The sequence below is a fragment of the Tateyamaria sp. genome, assembly GCF_039940735.1.
GTDB lineage: Bacteria > Pseudomonadota > Alphaproteobacteria > Rhodobacterales > Rhodobacteraceae > Tateyamaria.
The window spans coordinates 69377-85483 of sequence record NZ_JBDVGB010000014.1; the positions used below are offsets into that span (position 1 = coordinate 69377).

At 56.0% G+C, this 16107-nt stretch carries 18 protein-coding genes and 1 tRNA gene; 4 read left to right on the forward strand and 15 right to left on the reverse strand.

All coding sequences use genetic code 11. The annotated features are described in order from the left end of the window. Nucleotides 1–23: 23 nt before the first annotated feature. Entirely contained in the window at nt 24–1118 is a 1095-nt protein-coding gene (locus ABJF76_RS02295) for a 2'-deoxycytidine 5'-triphosphate deaminase (protein WP_413821425.1), read from the forward strand. On the opposite strand, the gene ABJF76_RS02300 is transcribed toward ABJF76_RS02295, so the two are convergent. The 8 genes from ABJF76_RS02300 to ABJF76_RS02335 form a co-directional block, all read right to left on the reverse strand. Next, nucleotides 1115–2353 (reverse strand): hypothetical protein, encoded by a 1239-nt coding sequence (locus ABJF76_RS02300; protein ID WP_413821424.1) that lies wholly within the window; start codon nt 2351–2353, stop codon nt 1115–1117. The two genes, ABJF76_RS02295 and ABJF76_RS02300, sit on opposite strands and share 4 nt — an antisense overlap. A 94-nt stretch (nt 2354–2447) precedes the next feature. Next, nucleotides 2448–2720, reverse strand: coding sequence for a hypothetical protein (locus ABJF76_RS02305; protein WP_413821423.1), 273 nt, complete (start codon nt 2718–2720; stop codon nt 2448–2450). 62 nt (nt 2721–2782) lie between these two features. Then, complete coding sequence (gene scpB, locus ABJF76_RS02310; RefSeq protein WP_413821600.1) at nt 2783–3385, reverse strand: SMC-Scp complex subunit ScpB; 603 nt, start codon at nt 3383–3385, stop codon at nt 2783–2785. 65 nt (nt 3386–3450) lie between these two features. Beyond that, nucleotides 3451–4251 (reverse strand): segregation and condensation protein A, encoded by an 801-nt coding sequence (locus ABJF76_RS02315; RefSeq protein WP_413821422.1) that lies wholly within the window; start codon nt 4249–4251, stop codon nt 3451–3453. A gap of 21 nt (nt 4252–4272) precedes the next feature. Further along, nucleotides 4273–5262, reverse strand: coding sequence for a beta-N-acetylhexosaminidase (gene nagZ / locus ABJF76_RS02320; RefSeq protein ID WP_413821599.1), 990 nt, complete (start codon nt 5260–5262; stop codon nt 4273–4275). Further along, nucleotides 5259–6302 (reverse strand): SPOR domain-containing protein, encoded by a 1044-nt coding sequence (locus ABJF76_RS02325; RefSeq protein ID WP_413821421.1) that lies wholly within the window; start codon nt 6300–6302, stop codon nt 5259–5261. The genes nagZ and ABJF76_RS02325 overlap by 4 nt, the downstream gene beginning before the upstream one ends. A gap of 113 nt (nt 6303–6415) precedes the next feature. Further along, complete coding sequence (argS, locus tag ABJF76_RS02330) at nt 6416–8158, reverse strand: arginine--tRNA ligase (protein ID WP_413821420.1); 1743 nt, start codon at nt 8156–8158, stop codon at nt 6416–6418. Nucleotides 8159–8220: 62 nt separating this feature from the next. After that, a complete protein-coding gene (locus ABJF76_RS02335) occupies nt 8221–9369 on the reverse strand; it encodes a deoxyguanosinetriphosphate triphosphohydrolase (protein ID WP_413821419.1) in 1149 nt (382 codons plus the stop codon). An 81-nt stretch (nt 9370–9450) separates the two neighbouring features. Between ABJF76_RS02335 and ABJF76_RS02340 the strand changes: the two genes are divergently transcribed. After that, the gene (locus ABJF76_RS02340; RefSeq protein ID WP_413821418.1) at nt 9451–9774 is read left to right on the forward strand and encodes a HesB/IscA family protein; all 324 of its coding nucleotides are present in this window, start codon (nt 9451–9453) and stop codon (nt 9772–9774) included. A 2-nt stretch (nt 9775–9776) separates the two neighbouring features. Here the strand turns inward: ABJF76_RS02340 and ABJF76_RS02345 are convergent, their stop codons facing one another. Then, complete coding sequence (locus ABJF76_RS02345) at nt 9777–10844, reverse strand: DUF6902 family protein (protein ID WP_413821417.1); 1068 nt, start codon at nt 10842–10844, stop codon at nt 9777–9779. 46 nt (nt 10845–10890) lie between these two features. Further along, the gene (locus ABJF76_RS02350; RefSeq protein WP_413821416.1) at nt 10891–11292 is read right to left on the reverse strand and encodes a hypothetical protein; all 402 of its coding nucleotides are present in this window, start codon (nt 11290–11292) and stop codon (nt 10891–10893) included. A gap of 375 nt (nt 11293–11667) precedes the next feature. Between ABJF76_RS02350 and xth the strand changes: the two genes are divergently transcribed. After that, nucleotides 11668–12450, forward strand: a complete 783-nt coding sequence (gene xth / locus ABJF76_RS02355) for an exodeoxyribonuclease III (protein ID WP_413821415.1) — start codon at nt 11668–11670, stop codon at nt 12448–12450. Between the two features lie 2 nt (nt 12451–12452). On the opposite strand, the gene ABJF76_RS02360 is transcribed toward xth, so the two are convergent. The 5 genes from ABJF76_RS02360 to pdxH all read right to left on the reverse strand — a co-directional run bounded on the left by ABJF76_RS02360 (nt 12453) and on the right by pdxH (nt 15160). Further along, a complete protein-coding gene (locus ABJF76_RS02360; RefSeq protein ID WP_413821414.1) occupies nt 12453–13010 on the reverse strand; it encodes a hypothetical protein in 558 nt (185 codons plus the stop codon). Between the two features lie 264 nt (nt 13011–13274). Continuing rightward, a tRNA-Pro gene (locus ABJF76_RS02365) sits at nt 13275–13351 on the reverse strand. Nucleotides 13352–13427: 76 nt separating this feature from the next. After that, complete coding sequence (locus tag ABJF76_RS02370; RefSeq protein WP_413821413.1) at nt 13428–13910, reverse strand: DUF192 domain-containing protein; 483 nt, start codon at nt 13908–13910, stop codon at nt 13428–13430. Beyond that, nucleotides 13900–14439, reverse strand: coding sequence for a cold-shock protein (locus ABJF76_RS02375; protein ID WP_413821412.1), 540 nt, complete (start codon nt 14437–14439; stop codon nt 13900–13902). The genes ABJF76_RS02370 and ABJF76_RS02375 overlap by 11 nt, the downstream gene beginning before the upstream one ends. Nucleotides 14440–14554: 115 nt before the next feature. Then, on the reverse strand, nt 14555–15160 hold the full coding sequence (pdxH, locus tag ABJF76_RS02380) for a pyridoxamine 5'-phosphate oxidase (protein WP_413821411.1): 606 nt from the start codon (nt 15158–15160) through the stop codon (nt 14555–14557). A 137-nt stretch (nt 15161–15297) separates the two neighbouring features. On the opposite strand from pdxH, the gene fabI reads away from it, so the two are divergent. After that, nucleotides 15298–16104 (forward strand): enoyl-ACP reductase FabI, encoded by an 807-nt coding sequence (fabI, locus tag ABJF76_RS02385; RefSeq protein WP_413821410.1) that lies wholly within the window; start codon nt 15298–15300, stop codon nt 16102–16104. Nucleotides 16105–16107: the final 3 nt, after the last annotated feature.

Here is a 16107-nt window from a genome sequence, read left to right on the forward strand (position 1 = left end):
GCAAACGACCACGAGGGCACGGGATGACCGGCGTACTTGCAGACAGCCAACTTAAGGACATGATTGCACGCGGCGACATTTCTGCGCGCCCCGCGATCACACCTGCCCAAATCCAACCAGCCAGCCTAGACCTACGCCTTGGGCAAGTCGCATACCGTGTGCGTGCCTCTTTTCTTGCAGGACACGGGCGCACGGTCGCGGACCGCCTTAGCGAATTTGAAATGCACCGCGTTGATTTGACAGAAGGCGCAGTGTTGGAAAAAGGCTGCGTCTATGTCGTTCCGCTTATGGAGCGACTGACGCTACCCAAAGGTGTGCAGGCCGTCGCCAATGCCAAAAGCTCCACCGGGCGGCTTGATCTGCTGACCCGCACGATCTGCGACGGTGGCACCGAATTTGACCGCATCGTGCCGGGCTATGATGGCCCGTTGTATGCAGAAATTTGCCCGCGATCCTTTTCGGTGCTTGTGCGCCCCGGCATGCGGCTGAACCAAATTAGATTTCGCGATGGCCAAGCTATTCTGAACGACGCAGACCTGTCTGCGTTGCACAGTGACACACCGCTGGTGAACGGACCGGCTGTCATTGACGAAGGCCTTGGATTTTCTGTTGATCTACGCCTTTCCGGTACTGACGGTGCCGCCGGATCAACGTTGGTCGGTTACCGCGCAAAACCGCATACGGGCGTTATCGATCTGGACAAGATCGGTCACTACGATCCAACCGAGTTCTGGGAAGAGGTCCACACGCGCGATGGCCATATCATTCTGGATCCCGGCGCATTTTACATTCTTGTCAGCCGCGAATCTGTATGCATCCCGCCCGATTACGCTGCCGAAATGGCACCTTATCTGGCAATGGTTGGTGAATTCCGCGTGCACTACGCTGGCTTTTTTGACCCCGGTTTTGGCTTTGACGCAGCAGGTGGCACAGGGTCACGCGGCGTGCTTGAAGTGCGATGCCACGAAGCGCCGTTTGTACTAGAGCACGGCCAAATCGTCGGGCGCTTGATCTATGAACGCATGGGACAACGCCCGGACCAAATGTACGGCGCGGGCATTGCGTCCAACTATCAAGGTCAGGGCCTAAAGCTGTCCAAACACTTTGCAGCGCCTTAAACAGACCCCTCTTTAGCGGCTTCGGCTTTCTGTTCTTCATCCTGCGCAATCAGTGCCTTAGCCTCTTCTAACTTGTCGAGGGCTGCACCTTCTGTGTTGAAAATACGTTTGCCTGCGGCTTGGATCGAAGCAAAGGCGTCCTCTGCCATGAAGCCTGACAAAAAGGCGACAAAGGCAACCGTGTACGGGCTAAGTTCGACGCTATGTTCGGCCCCACCACCGCCTTGGGTCAGCGCCAACATGCCTGCACCTGAAAACAGGAAAATGGCGATAGCTGCGGCAATGCCTTCGCCCACATTCACGAACAGACGCGAAAGCGACAGTTCATTTGCCGTTGTGTTAGAATAATAGCGCCGGGAAAAGGCGACGACCGTGCCCAAAGCCCCCGCCGCAATTGTGACGATCAGCGTCAGGAAAATGGTCGGAAAGCTAACAAGCCGCAACAGCAATTCAGGGGCGATCGGCAACTCAAGCGACAATGACGACAACCGCGCACGGATCACAGAATCCAATGGCAACGCACGCCGCAGTGCCGCGATATTTTCATCATACGTCACATTCTGTGCCTTTCGCGCGGCGATTTGTTCGTCAATGACAAGACCGGCCTGTTGCAGCTTGTGCGAGGCTGCATTGGCCAGTTCCACAGCATCAAGAGCGTCTTCCAATCCGCCTTTGGCCGCGCCGCTTAAGTCAGCAAAGGCATCGCGTCCAGCATCGTCAAGATCCGCATTGGCCATACCGCCATCAAGAACATTCAGAAGCTCGGTCAACTTGGCGAAAGGGTCCAAGCCTTCATCGTTTAACGCCAGCTCGTATTTGGTTCGATCCGTGTCGGTCATGGCGTATTGATATTTTGTTAGGTCCACAATTGTGCGGTTCACGAACAAGCGCAGTCCTTCGCGTTCACGATTGATCGGACCAAACGATTGTTTGACCAAAACCTGATTGTCGGCGGACTGACTGTGCAGGTCCCTGATCTCGGCCAGAATAAGTAACTTGTCGGCTTCAATGGATTTTTCGCGGCGCAACAGAAAGATATTGTTGTCGATATCCGTGTCTATTGCGACCTCACTTGCACCGTCTTCCACGACCGGCGGATTCGATTGCCACGTGGTGCGATAGATATAAGTCCCAAAGCCGAAGGTGACCAATGACACAAAGATCGCGTACATTACGATCACAGTGATCCCAAGCGACAACGAAGACGCGTGATAACCAATATTTTGATCCGCCATGACCCAATTCCCCAAATCAAATAAGTATTTGGAATGACGCTAGGTTACGACCTGCGTTCAATCAACGGGGGAATTCCTGACTGACCTTTAAAGGTCAGCCGCGCGGGTCGCTTCCATTCTGGCGCGCCTGTCTGGCTGCACGTTTGGCTTTGCGGGCTTGGCGCACTTCGGCTTGGGTCGGCCCCGATTGCGCCTTAGGTGGCGCGTTGCGCACCCCGCCGTCGTCCAACATCGGATCATAGTCATCGTGGTGCTGTTTCTGGCCACGTTTGCGCCCGCGCGACACCTTATTGATGCCCGCGTTGATACCCGAATTGATCGCCTTACGCATGATGATGCGCATAATCATATTGATGATCTGGTTCATACCCATTGGTATCCTGTTACTTTCTTGACCACACTATAGAACAAATTGCGGCGGTTTTCAGGTCAATCTTCGAAAAGCTCTGACTGGCCTTCGACTTCTTCGATATCATCGTCGTTTTCTGGCCCCGGCAACGCCGAAGGCGACGGTCGGTTTTCAAGCAACCCAGCCGCGCGCAATTCTTTGAGCCCCGGCAGATCACGCGCATTTTCAAGGCCGAAGTGATCTAGGAAATGTTGCGTAACAACAAAGGTCACCGGCCGCCCCGGTGTCATGCGACGTCGCCCAAACCGGATCCATTCCATTTCAAGCAATTGATCCACCGTCCCCCTGCTCACACTCACGCCGCGAATTTCTTCGATTTCAGCGCGGGTGGCGGGTTGATGATAGGCAATGATGGCCAGCGTTTCGATAGCCGCGCGTGACAGTTTGCGGGTCTCGATGGTTTCTTTTTGCATCAAGAACCCAAGGTCCGCTGCCGTGCGGATGGCCCACGCGTCGCCGATCTTCATCACTTGAACACCGCGTCCCTCGTATCGTTTGCGCAGGTACACCAACGCCTCGGCTGCGTCGCATCCATGGGGCAATCGCGCCTCAAGCTCGCGCACTGTGATGGGTTCTGCCGTGGCAAACAATATCGCTTCGATCATGCGTTCTTGTTCGGCCATAGGCGGCGCTTCAAATAGGCTTTCTTCTTTTTGTTCAGTATCTTGCGTCACGTTATTCACCTTAGTCAGGTTGCATCACGGGGTTCATCCCGTTTGCGCAATTGGATCGGTGCAAAACTTTCGGTCTGGCGGATTTCAAGGTGCCCTTCCTTGACCAATTCAAGGCTTGCCGCAAAGGTTGCCGCCGTGGCCGAGCGGCGCTTGACCGGGTCCAGTTCCCACCCTTCGGGCAGGTAAGACAAAATATCTGTCCAGTCGCCCGCATAGCCAATCAACCCGCGCATCCGGTCCAGCGCTTGTTCCATCGTGAACACCGCATCTCGGTCCATCACAAAGGGGCGGAATTCATCCTTGGTGCGGATGCGGGCATAACCTTGCATTAAATCAAGCAGCGTCGCCGAATAGGTGACTTTGCGCACGCGCGTCACCATCTCGGATTGGCCACGCGCAAAGAAATCGCGCCCCAGCTGATCACGCGCCATCAACCGCGCAGCCGCGTCGCGCATCGCTTGCAAGCGTTCCAATTGAAACGCCAGATGCGCGGCCAATTCTTCGCCCGACGGTCCCTCTTCGGTTGGGTCGGGGGGCAAAAGCAGCCGGGATTTCAAAAACGCCAACCACGCGGCCATCACCAAATAGTCAGCCGCCAGTTCCAGACGCAACGCCTTGGCCTTTTCCACAAAGGCCAGATATTGGCGCGCGAGTTGCAGCACTGAAATCTTACGAAGATCAACTTTTTGCGTCCGCGACAGCGTCAAAAGTAAGTCAAGCGGGCCTTCGTACCCATCCACGTCAATAATTAACGCCTCAGCGGCGAGGCGATCTGCGACGGAAATCTTGTCTTCTTCGAATGCGTCGTCAGCCATGCGCGTGCCCGATTTGTTGACTTAGGCCAAAAGCGCCTCAAGTTCAGCGTTCAGGTCGACAATGTCAACATTGTCGGGTGCGTGGCGCGCCTTTAGCGTGGCCTCGGCGCGGGTTTGAGCGGCGTCTGTCATGCGCCCTGCGGCATTTGCACAGGCAATCCGGTCTGCAAGGGACGCGTTGCAGTGCAAAATCACGTCGCATCCGGCCTCAAGCGCCCCATTTGCGATTTGGGGGATTGTGCCGCTCAGCGCCTTCATGCCGATATCATCGGTCATGATCAGCCCATCAAAGCCAATATCGCCGCGCACCAAATCCATCATATCGCGCGACAAGGTGGCCGGGGCATCATCGACGGCGTCGTACACAACATGGGCTGTCATCGCCATCGGCAGGTCGTTCAAATCACGAAACGGGGCAAAATCCGTTTCGCGTAGTTCATCCAATTCCGTGCTGACGCGCGGCAAGTCATAATGGCTGTCAAGATCAGCGCGCCCATGGCCGGGAATGTGTTTCAGCACCGGTAAAACACCACCATCCAACATGCCGTCAGCCGCCGCACGACCCAAAGCGGCCACATCTGTAGGCGACGCACCATAGCAGCGATTGCGCAGGAAATCGTGGGTTTCTTTCACGATCACATCGACCATCGGCGCGCAGTTGCTGTCAATGGAAAGCACTTTAAGTTCGTGAGCGATGTGCCTGTAACGCAAGTACATTGCGCGTTCGGCATTATCCCCGGCTTTGCGAATAAAATCGAGCGGTGCGCCCCAATCTGTCCAGTTGGGCGCGCGCAACCGCTGTACCCGCCCGCCTTCTTGATCGATGGTTATGACGGCGTCACGTCCAACCGCTTCGCGAAAGTCGCTACACAGCGCATAGACCTGATCTGCATCACTGATATTGCGGCCAAACAGGATAAACCCAAAGGGGTCCGCCTCGCGAAAAAAGGCCGTTTCGTCTTTGCTAAGGCGCAGACCTTCGGCGTCTAGGATTGTGGCGCCAAAGTTCATCGCGTCACGACCGGAATGCATTCGGCCCCCTCGGCGACCAAGGCCGAACAAAAGCGGCGTGCCTCTGAAAGGTCTGCAAATCCGTGGGCCCGTAAACGGTAAAATGTGCGACCACCGCTTTCCGCGGTTTGCACGATACGTTCTTTGCCCGCGAGGTAGTCGCCAAAGCGGTGCTGCATTTGTTCCCACTGAGCGCGGGCGATATCGGGGCTGTCAAATGCGCCAAGCTGTACCAAGCGCGTTCCAGCCGGAATAGTTGCCGCATCCAATTCGTTTGCACCGCTTGTCGCAGTCGTTGCAGAGGTCGACACAATCGACGTGGGCGCAGCCGCAGAGGCGGAAGATGTCGACGCATTGCGCGGGCGCAATTGCGGGCGATGCGATTGCTTTGGACCGGGGCCTGTGATCACGGCAGTCGTTTCAGCGGCGTCTGGTGCAGACAAGCTGGTCACGACCGGGGCGCTTTCGACGGTTTCGGCGTCGATCGGCTTTGCCCCTTCGATCAACTGACGCACAATTTCATCAACGTCTCGTTCTGCGGCGGCATCAACTGGTGCAACCGGGGTTGCATCGAGGCTGGTTGCAACGTCCAAAGGCGCAGGTTGCTGCACCGGTTCGGACTGTGGCAACGGTTCAGGCTGTTGCACAGGTGCCACCGTTTCGACCTGCATTGGCTGATCTTCGAGCGACAATTCAACCGGTTTGGGCGCGAGAATGACGCTATCGACGGGCCCTGCGGCCTCGCCGGCTGCTGCGACGGCATTCACTGCAAGACCTGTGTTTTGCGCCAGTTGACCACCGGGATTTTCAGGGCGAACGCGCATTTCACCAGCCGTGGCACGCACCACTGGAATGCCGGACACATCGCGCACCACAAGCTGATAGCCCCACACAGCAACCCCACCAATCAGCGCAAGGGACGTGACCGCACCTGCGATATTGGTGAATTTCCTCAGGGGATTAGAAGGCGCACTTGAAGTGGATTCCGAATCTGCATAACCCACATGACCCAAGTCATGGGAATAGTTCATATCTGCCATCTCTGCCTCATTGCCCGCGCCGATACATGCCAGCGCAGATCATCTGATTGTTGTCGCGCCCAGCGATCCGGGTGCTTAGGGATACGTGCCTGTGGTGCCCCTTTTGGCGGGGCTTAACGCAGCTCTTTGGCTGGTTCTACACCAAGAATACCAAGACCGGCCGCAATTACAACGCCGCAGGCGCGTGCAAGGGCGATTTTTGATTGAGTGGTCGCTGCATCATCCTGCACAAAGCGCAATTCGGGCACATCGTTGCCCCGGTTCCAAAGCCCGTGCAACGCGGCGGCCAGCTCGCCAAGGTAAAACGCAACCCGGTGCGGTTCATTGCTGCGCGCAGCCGTTTCGACCAAACGCGGCCATTCCGCCAACTTGCCCGCGAGTGCCAATTCGGCTTGGTGATCGAGCTTGGTCAGGTCAGCGCCCGCAAGGGTCGTATCATCCACTGCAACGCCTGCCTCAGTCGCTTTGCGCACCACGGATGCGACACGCGCGTGGGCGTATTGCACATAAAACACTGGGTTTTCGCGGCTTTGTTCCAACACTTTGTCAAAATCGAAGTCCAACATCGCATCGTTCTTGCGCGTCAGCATATGGAACCGCGTCGCATCCGCGCCCACCTGATCGACCACATCGCGCAGGGTCACAAAGGTCCCTGCCCGTTTGGACATCTTGAACGGTTCGCCGTTTTTAAACAGCTTCACCAATTGGCACAGCTTGATATCGAGCGGAACCGAACCACCAGACAGCGCCGACACAGCCGCCTTCATCCGTTTGACATAACCACCGTGATCCGCACCAAACACATCGATCAGCGCATCATAGCCGCGCTGCACCTTGTCAAAGTGATAAGCGATGTCGGGCGCGAAATAGGTCCAACTGCCGTCCGATTTCATGACAGGGCGATCCACGTCGTCACCATGTTCGGTCGATTTAAACAGGGTTTGGACACGCGGCTCCCAGTCCTCGGGCACTTTGCCTTTTGGCGGTTCTAGCGTGCCTTCATAGATCAGACCCTTGGACTTCAGGTCTTCGATCGACACTTCGATCAGCCCGGTGCCATAGAGCGACTTTTCCGAGAAAAACCGATCCATTTTGACGCCAAGTGCGCCCAGATCAGCACGTATCAGATCCATCATGGCCTCGGTCGAAAATTCGCGGACCTCTTGCAGCCAGAACTGTTCGCCCTTGTCGACAAAAGCGTCACCCACTTTGGTTTTTAACGCTTCGCCCACAGCGACCAGATAATCGCCGGGGTATGTCCCTTCGGGGAAGGTAACCTCTTGGCCGTGGGCCTCTAGGTAGCGCAGGTAAACAGAGCGCGCGAGCACATCGACCTGCCCACCGCCATCGTTGATGTAGTATTCGCGCGTGACTTCAAAACCCGCAAAATCCAGCAACGACGCCAATGCATCGCCAAACACAGCGCCCCGCGTGTGCCCCACATGCAGTGGCCCCGTGGGGTTGGCAGAAACATATTCAACGTTCACCTTCTTGCCCTGCCCCAGCCCCGAGCGGCCAAAATCGGTGCCCGCAGCCAGCACAGCTGCCACGACGCCCTGCCACAAGCTGGGCGACAGCCGCAGGTTCAAGAACCCCGGCCCCGCCACTTCGGCAGTTGTGACGCGCGGATCATCGGTCAGGCGCGCGGCTAATGCATCAGCGATGTCGCGTGGTTTCAAACCCGCAGGTTTGGCCAGCACCATCGCCGCATTGGTCGCCATATCACCATGTGTCGCATCGCGTGGTGGTTCGACCGTCACGTTATCAAAAGCAAGGCCCGCAGGCAGTTGCCCGGCGTCAACCATTGCATCAAGGTTCGAAGTCACAAGGGTACGGATATCGGCAAAGAGGTTCATGGCGGCTCGGTTCATCTTTTTAAGGGTTTTGGGCGGTGTATCACGACTGCACTGCGCGTCAATCAGCGCGCGCCAAACAGGCGATCATGTTCCTGAAGCGCGAAACGGTCGGTCATGCCCGCGATATAGTCGGCAGTGAGGCGCGCCAAAGTGGTTTTGTCGCCCTGCGCCGCAACCACCGCATCTTGCCAGCTTTCGGGCAGCAATTCGGGGCGCGCCAGCAACGCCGGAAACAGGTCTTCGACCACTTTTGTCACCTCTGCACGCTTTTCCATCACCGAAGGTGCGCGGTACATATTTGTGAACAGGTATTTACGGATCACTTGCAAATCGGCCCACACCCCGTCGGAAAACCGGATAACCGAGCGGCCGAGGTGGCGAATATCTTCGACCGATTGCGCCCCGCTGTCGGCCAAATGGCTGCGCGAGGTTTCGATCACATCGGCCACCATCACGCCAAAGACATGGCGCAAAGCCTCGTGGCGGCGGCGCATGGGATCAAGGCCGGGATACTCTGCATCCACCTGCGCATAGGCGGCGTCGGCAATGGGCAATGATGCGACTTCGGCCTCGTCCAGCAGACCCGCGCGCAAACCATCATGCAGATCGTGGTTGTTATATGCGATGTCATCAGACAGGGCTGCGGCTTGCGCTTCGGCGCTGGCATGGGTGGACAATTCCAAATCGTGTTCGGCATCATATTCGGCCAGTGCAAATGGCAATTCCCCAACCACAGGACCGTTATGTTTTGCAATACCTTCAAGGGCTTCCCAGGTTAAGTTCAACCCATCAAAGGCGGCATAATGACATTCAAGTGCCGTTACAATTTTGACCGCTTGGGCGTTGTGATCAAAGCCACCAAAGGGCGCCATCAAGGCCTGCAATGCGTCCTCGCCTGTGTGGCCGAACGGTGGATGGCCAAGGTCGTGGGCCAAGGCGACAGCTTCGGTCAATTCCCCGTTCAAGCCCAAAGAACCGGCGATCGTGCGGGCCACCTGCGCGACCTCAATCGAATGGGTCAGGCGCGTGCGGTAATAATCGCCTTCGTGTTCCACAAACACTTGGGTTTTGTGCTTGAGGCGACGAAAAGCCGAGGCATGAATGATCCGGTCGCGGTCGCGTTGAAAACACGAGCGAAAGGGCGATTCTTCTTCGGGCCAGCGCCGTCCACGGGCGCGTTTGGGGTCGCTTGCAAAGGGCGCGGACATCATCCTTATCCTTGTCGCCAGTTCATGGCGCCCATATATGTGACTTACGCGCGAGATTAAACGCGCGATTTCGGAGAAATGCAGATGCAATTGCCCCCCACTGTGACCCCCCGCGCCTTTGAACGTCTTGCCGAGATCAAGGCCGCCGACCAAGGTCAGGCCTTGCGCGTGGCTGTTGAGGGCGGCGGATGTTCGGGTTTTCAGTATGAAATCGCGCTTGATGCGCCCAAAGACGATGACCTTGTGCTTGAAGGGTCAGGCCAAAAGGTGGTGGTGGACGCGATCAGCCTGCCGTTTCTGTCCAATGCCGTCATCGATTTTTCCGAAGAGTTGATCGGAGCACGCTTTGTGATCGAAAATCCAAACGCCACCAGTTCTTGCGGCTGCGGCACTTCCTTTTCCATGTGAGACTAGGCGTGCACAGCGCTCGCCCGTGCAAAGCCCTGAAAAAACGACGCAAAATTTTCTGATGCTGTGGCGGTATCAAAAAGCAGTGTTGCCGCGTCGTCATTTAGCATCGCATAGACACTGCCCTGCATCGCACCCCAATCGCCACTGCGCGCGTGCCCCAGCGACATCAAGGCCGCCGACAACGGGCGCAATGCGCCATCGTCTTGTGTGTGGCGCGTAAAAACACAACGCCCAGCAGGCACCGCAGCCCCCCGATCCAGATGCCCCATGGACGACACCGCCCATGTGCAGACCAAGTATTCGTGGTAAGCATCAGATAACCCGGTGTCTTGCGCCTCGGCCACGCGAAACGCGCGCAAGCCGTGGCGCACTGCGTCTTCCCAAATCGGCAAAGGCACTTGGCCTGCCTGACGCAAGGCGATGCATACTTCGGCCAGCAGATCGAGGTTGCGATCCAGATGGGCAAGGATGCCGACATATTCCAGACTGATCAGCGCCTCTGGATCCAGTTTGGGGTCGAGCCGCCCGTATTCGGACAAGTAGAACACAATATGGGTCAGCTCATAGGCCGCTTTTTTGTTGGGTAAAGCAAACGTTGCGGGACGGTTGATAAAGGCGCGCAGCCGGTCATCAAGTCCTGCATCTGGGCGCGTAACACTGCCACGGCGCGCCAACAAACGTCGCGCTTCAGCCCTTTGCAGGTCGCTTAACTCAGCCTCGGGTAGCCCCTGATTAGCCACATTTGCGCACAAAGCCTCCATTTGTGATCCGGGCAGACCTAGATCCTCAAGATCAAGGCCAATCGAAAGAAGAAACCGATAATACTGTGGGAAAAAAGCCAAACGGGCGGGCAGATCTGCGTAAAATTCTGCATGGGCATCCAATGCGCTGCTCGGCACCTGCTGGCCAGTACACTCAAGAATGTTCAAAAGCTCTGCGTTTTCCTTGAGCCAATATACATCATCTTTAACCCTGCGCTGGCGGGCAAAACAATCAATCAACGCAGGCAAGCGTTCCGTCAGGGTGTCGCGGCGCGGCAGGGCGTTTAGGGCAATTACGTTCGACATCATCTGTCCTTTTCCAAAGCTTCAAAAGCGTCCTGCCGCGTCCAAGTCACGAACCGGACGAAAACAGGCCAGTCGCTGCGCCGTCTTTCATCGCGCCGGTGATCGGCGCTGAACCGGATGAAAACGAACCCGTTGCATCCCCCGACATTACCGACGTTGTCACCGGGGCCGAACCCGACGAAAACATATGCACGCCATCACCAGCATTCAGATCGGACGCAGCAGGGGTTGAACCAGAGGAAAACATTTCAATCGCATCACCTGATGCAATGTCATTTGATGCCATCGGTGCTGACCCAGACGAGAACATTGAAAGGCCGTCACCCATTGCAATTTCGCTCTGCGCAGGCCCGCTGCCAGAAGAGAACATTTCGACGGCGTCGCCACTGTGCATTGCGCTGATTTGGACTGTTGCGAGGGCGGTGGAGAGTTTGCGTTGTGCGGTCATTGGTTGATCCTTTGTTTAAGATTTCGCCTTAAGGTTGCGACATCTTTACAACTGCCCGTAAAAAGTGTGTTTGCAATTGTTTTTTCATCTTTAGGTAGAAAGCAATATCCAAACTTACATGAAACTTGCCGAGCAATTAGTTGATTTTCATCAACCTTTAACCGAAATAAAAATCTGGGAATTCCCTTGCAATCACGAGTGAGATTCGCTCAAATTTGGTTTAACCCATCACCAAAAGCGGGCTTTGAGGGCGAATCGAAGATTAACAAATGGTTAAATCAGCGTACGTCGTCCCCCGCGCAAACGCGTCGCCCCCTTGAAGTCACGCCCGTCATAGGTCACTTCTGAGCCACTCGGTTTTACAAAGGCTGCCTCATGAAAATCGCCACCTTCAACATCAATGGTATCAAAGCCCGCATCGATGCCTTGCCGCGCTGGTTGGATGCGGCACAGCCCGACGTGGCACTTTTGCAAGAAATCAAATCGGTGGACGAAAACTTTCCGGCCGAGGTGCTCGAAGAACGCGGCTACAACGTGCACACGCACGGCCAGAAATCGTTTAACGGCGTGGCGATTCTGTCCAAGCTACCGCTTGAGGATGTGACCTGTGGCCTGCCCGGAGACGACACAGACGAACAGGCACGCTATATCGAAGCCACCGTGATGGGCGAGCACACTGCGGTGCGCCTGTGCGGGTTATACCTGCCCAATGGCAATCCGGTGCCGGGGCCGAAATACGATTACAAACTGGCATGGATGGAACGCCTGCGCCAACGCGCCGCGGCCCTGCTGGCCGAAGAGACGCCGTTTTTGATGGCGGGTGATTACAACATCATCCCCCAAGCCGAAGACGCAAAGCGCCCCGATGCATGGCGCGAAGATGCGTTGTTTCGCCTTGAATCCCGCACAGCCTATCGCCGCCTGCTGAACCTTGGGCTGACCGAAGCATTCCGTGCACGCACCCATGGTCCCGGCCATTACTCATTCTGGGATTATCAAGCGGGCGCATGGAATCGCGATGACGGCATACGCATCGACCATTTCCTGATGTCGCCGGCCTGTGCAGACATGATGACCGACTGCCAGATCGACAAACAGGTCCGCGGCGAAGAAAAGCCATCAGACCACGTGCCCGTTTGGGTCGACCTGGCCGCCTGACTTCAACCTAACGGGACGGCCTTTGATTCCTCGGTAAAGACGCGGATGTAATCACCGGGCGATGATCCGGCCCAATAGACCCACAAACGATCCGGCAGGTCTTCGTCGATCCAAACGTAATCGCCCTGTTCCAGCCCGCGTAGTTCGGTGCTGATGTAACGCACATCTGTGTTGGCCAGAAAATCAGTTGCGCCCATCGTGTCTTGAAAGGCCGCGATGCCAAGAATCGCTGCATCGAAATCCACATACCCCACGTGCACGCCAGACAGGCTGTCAAAGAACACATAGTGGCTGGCCACCACCGTACCTGCCGCGATGCGCCCGTCCACGCCACCAATGTCGACGCGGATTGGGGATTCGAGCACGATATTTTGATCTTCGTCAAAGGCATAAAGGTTGTCATCATCAAAGGTGTCAGCGCCCACGGCGAAAGACCGATTGGGGTCCAAGACCACAAATTGACCAACACCCGTTTGGCGCACAATGTCCCCGTCGATCACCAGTGCAAACGCCGGAGCCTGCATCACAGCCAACGCACCCGCAATTATCACATTCCGCATAAGCGCCCCCAAAATCCTTGTCGTACGATGACGTAAACTGTGCGCGATGACATCCGCCTTGTATAGGGCTTTGTCGCGGTGAATAGGGCAGCCCAAAGCCGCATCGGCCATCTGGGGGTGCTATTCAAAGCTGGAAGCGGTGCACGTCATGACATCTGCGGAGTCGCAGCTGAAGGATCGTCGCCACGATGTAACAACTCAAAAGGCAGCCATTCCGCTTACCCTCGGGTAACCGCAATCATTGTAAAGCTGATGTTAGAAAACTGGTCGGAGCGAGAGGATTCGAACCTCCGACCCCCTGTACCCAAAACAGGTGCGCTACCAGGCTGCGCCACGCTCCGACCGTGCGCCCCTCTTAGAGATGCTTTCCGGGTTTGAAAAGAGCTAATTGGACGTCTTTTCCAGCTAACTTTAGACCTAGCAGGGCCAGATGGCGCCGTCTTGTGAAAAGCTGGGGTGGCGCAGCTGATCGCCGACCATAATCCCAAGGCGTTCTGCCAACCCACCGTTGATTTCCAACACATGGGTCAAATCATCGCCACCAAAAATAGATGTCTCATCTAAAGGAACAGCGCGGGCATGAATGTTGCGGATGACACCTGTTTCGTCGACGAACAGCATATCCAGTTCAATCAACGTGTTGCGCATCCAAAATGACAAGGCGCTTGGACGTTCGTAAACAAACAGCATGCCCGCCGAGACCGGCATCGATGGGCGGTGCATCAGCCCCGTCGCGCGTTCCTGTGCGTCATCGGCGATTTCTACAGAAAATCGGGCCTCGCCAAAGCCGCCTTTGATCCAGACCGAATCTTCACGGCATTCTGCCCATGCGGTAACGGCAAAGGCTGCGTTGAATGCCAGCGCCATGCCGACGGCTATGAGGGTTTGTTTAATCTTCATCAGTCTGATTGATGCCCGCTTCCCAAGGTAAGACCTCGGCGGCCATGCGCCCGCGTTTACCATCAATCACACGCATCGCCAGCGCCTCGCCCGGCCCAAGGTCCGAAAGACCCGAGCGGCGCAGCACTTCTACGTGCAAGAAAACATCTTCGTTGGAACCAAAACCGTTGGCAAAGCCAAAACCCTTGCCCTTATCGAACCATTTGACCCGCCCCGGTTCTAACGGCGCTTGCGCGATTTCCGCCTGATCGAGAAATGCAATGTCAGCCAAAGGCGCGACTTCGGTCGTCTCTGGGGGCTGAATGCTGAGCACTTCGACCGCTTGCACACCCCGTTCTGTTTTTTGAGTGCGTACACTCAATGACGCACCATCTGCCACAGAAGACTGGCCAAAGTTACGCAAGACATTGATGTGTAACAGAATATCAGGGCCTCCGACCTCGGAAACAATGAAGCCAAAACCTTTTACCGGATCAAACCACTTTACGGTTCCCGATACATCTTCCGTTGGTTCAGTGAGTACTGTCACGCCCTAGCTTTCCGACCTTCTGTTCAACCACCAAGACTTGCGCTATTTTGCGGGTGGTTTTCAAGCAGTAAAAGCCATTTATTTTCAAGTAATTACATTTCACGTCACATGAAATTCATGGGTTACGGCGCGTTACTTGCCAAACATCACCCGGGTTGGCCCTGCTCCAGCGGAACCTATCGTGCAGACGAAACGCACCGTCAGCCCAGAATTCGATCTCTGTTGGGATGATCCGGTAACCGCCCCAAAAGGGCGGGCGCTTGGGGTTCGGCCCGTGCTGGGCTGTGACCTTAGCGACCTTGGCCATGAGCGTTGCACGTCCATCCAAAGGCGCGCTTTGATCCGATGCCCACGCCCCCAAACGAGATTTAAGTGAACGCGAATTGTAATAGGCATCCGCTTGCGGGCCGTCTTCTTTTTCCACGTGACCTCGCACGCGCACCTGACGGCGCAGTGATTTCCAGTGCATCACAAAGGCCGCCTTTTGCGCGTGGTCCAACTCTGCTGCCTTGTGACTGGTATAGTTGGTGTAAAAAACAAAAGCTGCGTCTTCGACATCTTTCAACAATACCATTCGCGCATTGGGCATCCCGCTGGCATCTACTGTCGACAGCGCAATGGCATTCGGATCGTTGATCTCGGATGCGTCTGCCTCGTCCAACCATTGGCGCACAATCGCAAAGGGATCGTCACCTGCAAATTTTCCGTCACGATCTGCCATCAGATGCTCCTGTATTTGTTATCACTGACGTTAGAGCGCGTGCGTCTTGTCTTCAACCGCGTCGCGCTCTCTTGATGCGGTGTTGCCAATGGCCTAAAGCTGAACGACGAAAAATGTGGGAACGGGTGGGCAGCACAATGGCAACAGACCTGATGGCGGGCAAGCGAGGTCTGATTATGGGCCTTGCAAATGACAAATCAATTGCATGGGGCATTGCACGCGCATTGCACGATGCTGGGGCTGAACTGGCCTTTTCCTATCAAGGCGATGCGCTCAAGAAACGGGTCGATCCGTTGGCTGCGCAACTGGGCAGCGACATTGTTTTGCCCTGCGATGTGGGTGACGAAGCATCGATGGATGCGTTGTTTTCTGATTTGAAGGACCGCTGGGGCGGCATCGACTTTTTGGTCCACGCCATCGGTTTTTCCGACAAAAACGAATTGCGTGGCCGTTATGTTGATACCAGCCGCGACAACTTTAGCATGACAATGGATATTTCAGTCTATTCCTTTACGGCCGTGATGGCGCGTGCGGAAAAGATGATGAACCCCGGTTCCAGCGCAGTCACCCTGACCTATTACGGCGCCGAACAAGTCATGCCGCACTATAACGTCATGGGCGTGGCCAAGGCCGCCTTGGAAGCATCGGTGAAATATCTGGCCGAAGATCTGGGCAAAGACGGCATTCGCGTCAATGCGATCAGCGCAGGCCCGATCAAGACCCTTGCGGCCTCCGGCATTGGCGATTTCCGCTACATCATGAAGTGGAACGAATATAATTCACCCCTGCGCCGCAACGTGACCATCGAAGACGTAGGCAAATCTGCGCTTTATTTGCTGTCCGATCTGTCCAGCGGCACGACGGGTGAAAACCTGCACGTCGATGCAGGATATCACGTGGTCGGCATGAAGGCGGTGGATGCGCCAGATATGTCGAAAGGGTAAAGG